This is a genomic window from Bifidobacterium sp. POST2/T3 (B1) (assembly GCF_058197115.1).
In genome coordinates this window covers 1-2,090 of sequence record NZ_JBVPQK010000453.1, presented here as the reverse complement: position 1 = coordinate 2,090, position 2,090 = coordinate 1, and the positions used below count along the sequence as shown (strand labels likewise).

Sequence of the window (2,090 nt, the reverse complement as noted above, 5' to 3'; positions counted from 1 at the left end):
ATGACCTTCTTCCATCGGGCCCCCTCGGTGTGGTCCTTGCCATTGTTGCCGCGGCCATCCTCGGTCACCATGCCCAGGGGCTGGGCCCCCTCCCCCAGGTAGGTCAGGCCCGAGTGGTTCTCATAGCCGACCACCCTGCCGAAGTCCTCTGCCTGCTCCACCAGGTTGCCGATCATCCGCTCGGGCTCGGCAATGGTATGCACGTCAAGGATGCCGACCCCCTCCAGGCGCTCATGGTCTGAGGTCTCAAAATAATGGCCGAAGAGCTGATAGAGCCCGCAGATCATCAGCATGGGCACATCCTGGTCGGCCAGATCGTGCAGAAGTCCGGCCCGCTCCCGCAGGTCGTCGATGATCCGTTCCTGGCCATGGTCCTGGCCGCCACCGCCCAGAATCATGTCGATACGCTCCGGCCAGGCATCGCCGGGATCGTAATAACGGACCACGGGACTAAACCCATACAAATCAGCCCTACGGGTCACGCTGAGTATGTTGCCCGAATCCCCGTAGATGTTCATGTCACGGTGGTAGAGGGAGAGGATCTGCAGCGGCGGATGGGTCCCAGCGGCCTTTGCCTTATCCTGAGTCTGCGGCATTCCTGCGCTCCTTCTGGTTTGCTCGCTCATGCGCCCACCCCGGCATCGTCAACGCTCGTGATCCTGCCGAGGGCGGACCGGAGCCGGAGCATTGACGTGTAAGTGCAGTAGATTCGCTTGGGCCGCCCTGGGTGCACCTCAAGGAAGGCTGTCAGCGCCCGATCCAGGTCGGTCTCGATCGCATCCGTGGGCACCTGGTCATAGGCCAGACGCAGGGCCATGTCATAGGCCCGGGTGCCGGAAACCATGGCCACGCCGGTATCCCTGAGCGAGGTGAAGTCCACATCCCAAAGCCAGCTCATGTCACGCCCGTCCGCATACTCGTCCCGGATGGCGATCATGGTGTCCTGGCCGGCAGGGTTGAAGGAGGATAGGGCCAGACGGAAGCCCATGGGGTTCTTGACCAGGACCAGCTCAACCGGCGCGCCCTGGTAGGTGATAACCTCCCCGCGGCCGAAGGCGGGCGTCACCTTGGACAGGGCGTCCATGAGCGCTGCATCATCTGGTTCCCTGTCCTCCAGAACGACCCTCACCAGGGCCAGGGCAGCGGCCGCATTGTAGAGGTTGTAGACGCCCTCCAAGCGCAGATCGGTCTCCAGGATCCGACCGTCCAGGCGGAAGGCAGCCCTGTGGTCCATGACCCGTTCCAGGGTCACCTCGGCTGGCAGCCGGTGACCATGGCGGACCAGACGGGGAGCGCTGCCCGCACTGCCAACGTCAGCACCCCGGTCCGAGGCATGCATGTCGTCATCGGTAGGGAAATAGGTCAGCAGATCGTCTGACAGACCGAAGTAGGCCACACCGGTCTGGGCCGGTGTCTGGGCGGCCAGGCTGGCAATGCGCGGATCCTCACGGTTGAGGACCACCGTGCCCGTGGTGGCCTGAGCCACCTGACCCAGCAGCCGGGCTGTAGTGTCGATTTCCCCAAACCGGTCCAGCTGGTCGCGCATGACATTGAGCAGAAGGGCGTAACGGGGCTTGACCTGTCGCACAAAGTGGACCGCATAGGCCTCATCCAGCTCCAAGACGGCGATGTCGGCATGCAGATGGCCGGAGAGCCCCAATGTAGAGACCAAGGCCGAAACAACGCCGCGGGTGAAGTTGGATCCGGTCGGATTGGTGAAGACCTTGAGGCCCAGGGATTCCAGCATGGAGGCCACCATCCGGGTGGTGGTGGTCTTGCCGTTGGTACCCGAGACCAGAACCACACCACGGGGCAGCCCCGACAGGGTCCTGGCCAGGAAGCCTGGGTCGATCCGCTCGACCACCTTGCCAGGCAGGGCCGAACCGCCATGATGGGACAGCCGCGAAACGATGCGTACCGCCTTGCCGACAAGAAGAGCCAGGAGGGAGCGCCAAGGCCGACGGGGACGACCAGGCTGATCGGCAGGCTGCGCCTTGGAAGTCGTGGGCCGCATATCAGACCCCTCCCTGCTGATAGTCCTGGGGCATGTCCTTGAACTTGGACTTCTCGCCCAGGAAGGCCAGCTTGAA

2 protein-coding genes are annotated in these 2,090 nt (G+C 63.7%); both read right to left on the bottom strand.

Going from position 1 to position 2,090, the window contains the following annotated elements; translation table 11 throughout:
- A partial coding sequence (locus tag AC0AP0_RS12710) for a type 1 glutamine amidotransferase (RefSeq protein ID WP_490430750.1) occupies nt 1-596 on the bottom strand: 596 nt, incomplete at its 3' end.
- 26 nt (nt 597-622) lie between these two features.
- Nucleotides 623-2,014 (bottom strand): Mur ligase family protein, encoded by a 1,392-nt coding sequence (locus AC0AP0_RS12705; RefSeq protein ID WP_490430749.1) that lies wholly within the window; start codon nt 2,012-2,014, stop codon nt 623-625.
- Nucleotides 2,015-2,090 lie beyond the last annotated feature (76 nt).